Origin of the sequence: Enterobacter cloacae complex sp. I1M (assembly GCF_014982425.1) — a bacterium.
GTDB classification, from domain to species: Bacteria; Pseudomonadota; Gammaproteobacteria; order Enterobacterales; family Enterobacteriaceae; genus Enterobacter; species Enterobacter intestinihominis.
In genome coordinates this window covers 1-5,349 of record NZ_JADCLG010000047.1, presented here as the reverse complement: position 1 = coordinate 5,349, position 5,349 = coordinate 1, and the positions used below count along the sequence as shown (strand labels likewise).

The 5,349-nt window shown below is 57.8% G+C and carries 4 protein-coding genes; 2 read left to right on the top strand and 2 right to left on the bottom strand.

All coding sequences use genetic code 11. The features are described from left to right. Nucleotides 1-72: 72 nt before the first annotated feature. Together envZ and ompR are read right to left on the bottom strand one after the other, a co-directional pair. Complete coding sequence (gene envZ / locus INF86_RS21770) at nucleotides 73-1,419, bottom strand: two-component system sensor histidine kinase EnvZ (protein WP_003861615.1); 1,347 nt, start codon at nucleotides 1,417-1,419, stop codon at nucleotides 73-75. After that, entirely contained in the window at nucleotides 1,416-2,135 is a 720-nt protein-coding gene (gene ompR, locus INF86_RS21765; RefSeq protein WP_001157751.1) for a two-component system response regulator OmpR, read from the bottom strand. The genes envZ and ompR overlap by 4 nt, the downstream gene beginning before the upstream one ends. A gap of 228 nt (nucleotides 2,136-2,363) precedes the next feature. On the opposite strand from ompR, the gene greB reads away from it, so the two are divergent. After that, nucleotides 2,364-2,837, top strand: a complete 474-nt coding sequence (greB, locus tag INF86_RS21760) for a transcription elongation factor GreB (RefSeq protein ID WP_022649631.1) — start codon at nucleotides 2,364-2,366, stop codon at nucleotides 2,835-2,837. 87 nt (nucleotides 2,838-2,924) lie between these two features. Then, nucleotides 2,925-5,255, top strand: coding sequence for a Tex family protein (locus INF86_RS21755; protein WP_193543923.1), 2,331 nt, complete (start codon nucleotides 2,925-2,927; stop codon nucleotides 5,253-5,255). Nucleotides 5,256-5,349: the final 94 nt, after the last annotated feature.

Below are 5,349 nucleotides of genomic sequence, written 5' to 3'. Positions count from 1 at the left end.
TCGCATTAATTTGTGGGGAACCCTCTCCCCGTGGGAGAGGGCCGGGGTGAGGGCATCAGGCCCCACCCTTTTTTAACTCTCTTTCACCTGCCCCCGTAAAACCGGCACCGGTAACCATGCGCGAATGCTCAAACCACCCCGTTCGCTGGTGCCAATTTCCAGCAGTCCGTTATGGTTATCAACAATACGCTGCACAATCGCCAGGCCTAAGCCGGTTCCGCTGGTGCTGCGCGCGCTGTCGCCGCGCACAAACGGCTGGAACAGGTGCTTACGCTGCTCAGGCTTGATGCCCGGGCCATCGTCTTCCACCTGGAACCAGGCGCGGTTGAGTTCCGTACCGCTGCTGACTTTGATCCAACCGTTGCCGTAGCGCGCCGCGTTGACCACCATATTCGCTACCGCGCGTTTGATGGAGAGCGGGTGCATACGTACCTGAATCTCGCCCGCCTGAAGGTCGGTCGCAATTTCACGTTCGTAGCCGCTTTCGGCGGCAACAACTTCGCCCAGAACCGCGTTCAGATCCGCCATCTCCATCGGCATCTCCTGCCCGGTACGCAGGTAGTCGATAAACTGCTCGATGATGGCGTTACACTCTTCGATATCCTTGTTGATGGACTCTGCAAGATAACCATCCTGCTCGCCCATCATCTCTGTTGCCAGCCGGATACGTGTCAGCGGGGTGCGAAGGTCATGGCTAACCCCCGCCATCAGCAGCGTACGGTCGTCAGCCAGCTGTTTAACGCCTGCCGCCATGTGGTTAAAAGCACGCGTTACCGAGCGCACTTCCGATGCGCCATACTCGCGCAGCGGCGGTGGGATAATACCTTTACCAACCTGCAATGCCGCATGCTCCAGGTCGACCAGCGGTCGGTTCTGGATACGAATAAACAGCCATGCGCCACCGATGGCCAGCAGCATGATCGCCAGGGTGTATCGGAACAGCGGTGAGAAGTCGCCCTGATGAATCTCGGTGAGCGGAACACGCACCCAGATGTTGGGTGACAGCCAGGTTTTCAGCCAGACAACCGGCGAGCTTTTATTGACCTCAACGCGCACTTCCGTCGGGCCGCCAAGCTGCTGCGCCATCTGCTGGCTAAGGAATTCATAGTGCTGCGCCCAGCGCAGGCCGGCATCTTCCGCCGCTTCGTTCGAATAGAGAGAAATGCCCAACTCACGGTAGATTTCCCGACGGAATGCCGGGGGAACAACCAACTGCGTGCCGTCCTCCAGTTGCAGTTTGTCGGTCATCAGCATACGCACTTCGTATGCCAGCACCTTATTAAACTGCTGAAGGCTCGGCAGGATCGCAAAGTTCAGCACCACCAGGTAGGTCGTCACCAGGCTGACAAACAGCAGGGTGACGATCAATAACAGCGTGCGGGCAAACGAACTTCGCGGCGAGAAGCGCATTCGCCTCATGCTTTAGAGCCGTCCGGGACAAACACGTAGCCCAGACCCCACACGGTCTGAATATAACGAGGATGCGCCGGATCTTCTTCCACCATGCGGCGCAGACGAGAGATCTGCACGTCGATAGAACGTTCCATTGCGGAGTATTCACGGCCGCGCGCCAGGTTCATCAGCTTGTCACGTGAAAGCGGTTCACGCGGGTGGCTGACCAGCGCTTTCAGTACCGCAAACTCGCCGCTGGTGAGCGGCATTGGCTCATCTTCACGGAACATTTCACGGGTGCCGAGGTTCAGCTTGAACTTACCGAATGCAATGACGGCCTCTTCCTGAGACGGCGCGCCCGGCAGCTCGTTCGCCTGACGACGCAGCACGGCGCGAATACGCGCCAGCAGTTCACGCGGGTTGAACGGCTTAGGAATGTAGTCATCAGCGCCAATCTCAAGGCCGACGATACGGTCAACTTCTTCACCCTTCGCCGTCACCATGATGATTGGCATCGGGTTGCTCTGGCTACGCAGACGACGGCAAATAGAGAGCCCATCTTCGCCAGGCAGCATCAGGTCCAACACCATCAGGTGGAAGGATTCACGCGTCAGCAGACGATCCATCTGTTCCGCGTTCGCGACGCTACGAACCTGGAAGCCCTGCTCGGTCAGATAACGTTCCAGCAGCGCACGCAGGCGCATGTCGTCATCTACGACCAGAATTTTGTAGTTCTCTTGCATTGTGTGTACTCCCAAAGGTTCGGATAAGCCTGGAACAGCGTATTCTAAAAAAGTGCACGGGTTCGACCAGCAAATTCTGGTATAAATTCTAGACGAAATTGTTACAAAGCATATTTAACAGCAGCTTATCTGTTCATTTCATCACATAAATCATTATTAATCTTGTCTGTTACACTGTGCGCTACGTATTGTGCGCAAAGACAGTTAACCGGCATTAAAGGCAGCACCATGAAAACGCCTCTGATCACCCGTGAAGGGTACGAGAAACTCAAAAAAGAGATGGATTACCTGTGGCGCGAAGAGCGTCCGGAAGTGACCAAAAAAGTCACCTGGGCCGCAAGTCTGGGCGACCGCAGCGAGAATGCGGACTATCAGTACAATAAAAAGCGACTACGCGAAATCGATCGCCGGGTACGCTACCTGACGAAGTGCCTCGAGAATCTCAAAATTGTCGATTACTCCCCGCAGCAGGAAGGTAAAGTGTTTTTCGGCGCGTGGGTCGAAATTGAAAACGACAACGGCGACACCCTGCGTTTTCGTATCGTTGGCTATGATGAAATTTTCGGTCGTAAGGATTACATTTCTATCGATTCACCCATGGCCCGCGCCCTGCTGAAAAAAGAGGTGGGCGATTTAGCCGTTGTCCAGACGCCCGCGGGTGAAGCAAGCTGGTACGTCAACGAAATCGAGTATGTTAAATAGTCCGAGAGCGCCCTCCCCGGCTGGCATTTTTTGGTGTCAGCCCGTATAACTATCCCCCTGATTTTCGATCCACAAGATGAACTGACCATGATGAAAGAGTCGCTCTGCCGCATTATTGCGGGTGATATTCAGGCCAGAGCCGAACAGGTAGAAGCTGCCGTTCGTCTGCTTGATGAAGGGAACACCGTGCCGTTTATTGCACGTTATCGTAAGGAAGTCACCGGCGGTCTGGATGACACGCAGCTGCGTAACCTTGAGACCCGTCTGGGCTATCTGCGCGAGCTGGAAGACCGACGTCAGGCGATCCTCAAATCTATCGGCGAGCAGGGAAAGCTGACCAGTGACCTGGAAAAAGCCATTAACGGTACCCTGAGCAAAACCGAACTTGAAGATCTCTATCTGCCGTACAAACCGAAGCGCCGCACGCGCGGGCAGATTGCGATCGAAGCCGGCCTTGAGCCGCTGGCCGACCTGCTGTGGAACGAGCCGTCTCACGATCCGGAAACCGAAGCCGCCAGATTTATCGACGCCGAAAAAGGCGTAGCGGACACCAAAGCCGCGCTGGACGGCGCTCGCTACATTCTGATGGAGCGCTTCGCCGAAGACGCGGCGCTGCTGGCCAAAGTGCGTGATTACCTGTGGAAGAACGCCCATATCGTCTCCACCGTGGTGTCCGGCAAAGAGGACGAAGGCGCGAAATTCCGCGACTACTTCGATCACCACGAACCCATTTCTACCGCGCCGTCTCACCGCGCGCTGGCGATGTTCCGCGGTCGTAACGAAGGCGTGCTGCAACTCTCCCTGAATGCCGATCCGCAGTTTGACGAGCCGCCTAAAGAGAGCCACTGTGAGCAGATCATTATGGATCACCTCGGTCTGCGCCTGAACAACGCCCCGGCGGACAGCTGGCGCAAAGGCGTGGTGAGCTGGACCTGGCGCATCAAGGTGCTCATGCACCTCGAAACCGAGCTGATGGGCACCGTGCGCGAGCGCGCCGAAGACGAAGCGATCAACGTCTTCGCCCGTAACCTGCACGACCTGCTGATGGCTGCGCCAGCTGGCCTGCGCGCCACCATGGGTCTCGATCCGGGTCTGCGTACCGGCGTGAAGGTGGCCGTGGTTGACGGCACCGGCAAGCTGGTTGCCACCGACACCATTTACCCGCACACCGGTCAGGCAGCGAAAGCGGCTGTCGTCGTCGCCGCGCTGTGCGAGAAGTACAACGTTGAGCTGGTTGCCATCGGTAACGGTACGGCGTCCCGCGAAACCGAACGTTTCTATCTCGACGTGCAGAAGCAGTTCCCGAAAGTGACGGCGCAGAAAGTGATCGTCAGTGAAGCGGGGGCATCTGTCTATTCCGCCTCGGAACTGGCAGCGCAGGAGTTCCCGGATCTGGACGTTTCCCTGCGCGGTGCGGTCTCTATCGCCCGTCGTTTGCAGGATCCGCTGGCGGAGCTGGTGAAGATTGACCCGAAATCCATCGGCGTGGGCCAGTATCAGCACGACGTGAGCCAGACGCAGCTGGCGCGCAAGCTGGATGCGGTAGTGGAAGACTGTGTTAACGCCGTCGGCGTGGACCTGAACACCGCTTCCGTTCCCCTGCTGACCCGCGTGGCGGGTCTGACCCGTATGATGGCGCAGAATATCGTCGCCTGGCGTGATGAGAACGGTCAGTTCCAGAACCGCCAGCAGTTGCTGAAGGTGAGCCGTCTGGGGCCGAAAGCATTTGAGCAGTGCGCGGGCTTCCTGCGCATCAACCACGGCGATAACCCGCTGGATGCCTCTACCGTTCACCCGGAAGCCTATCCGGTTGTCGAGCGTATCCTGGCCGCCACCCAGCAGGCGCTGAAAGACCTGATGGGCGACAGCAGCGCGCTGCGTAACCTGAAAGCGGTGGATTTTACCGACGAACAGTTCGGCGTGCCGACGGTCACTGACATCATCAAAGAGCTGGAAAAACCGGGCCGCGATCCGCGTCCTGAGTTTAAAACCGCGACCTTTGCTGACGGCGTGGAAACCATGAACGACCTGCTGCCGGGCATGGTGCTGGAAGGGGCGGTAACCAACGTCACCAACTTTGGCGCGTTTGTGGATATCGGCGTGCATCAGGACGGTCTGGTGCATATCTCTTCCCTCGCCGACAAGTTCGTTGAAGATCCGCACACCGTGGTCAAAGCGGGCGACATCGTGAAGGTGAAAGTGCTGGAAGTGGATCTTCAGCGCAAGCGTATCGCCCTGACCATGCGTCTGGACGAGCAGCCGGGCGACACTAACGCGCGCCGTGGCGGTAATGGCGGTGGCCGTGAACAGCAGCGTCCGGCAGCGAAAGCCGCGAAGCCACGCGGACGTGACGCACAGCCAGCAGGCAACAGCGCGATGATGGATGCTCTGGCAGCGGCGATGGGTAAGAAACGCTAATCCTGTAAATGCCCCTCACCCTAACCCTCTCCCCAAAGGGGAGAGGGAACTTGAACACCCTCGCCCCTTTGGGGAGAGGGCCGGGGTGAGGGGA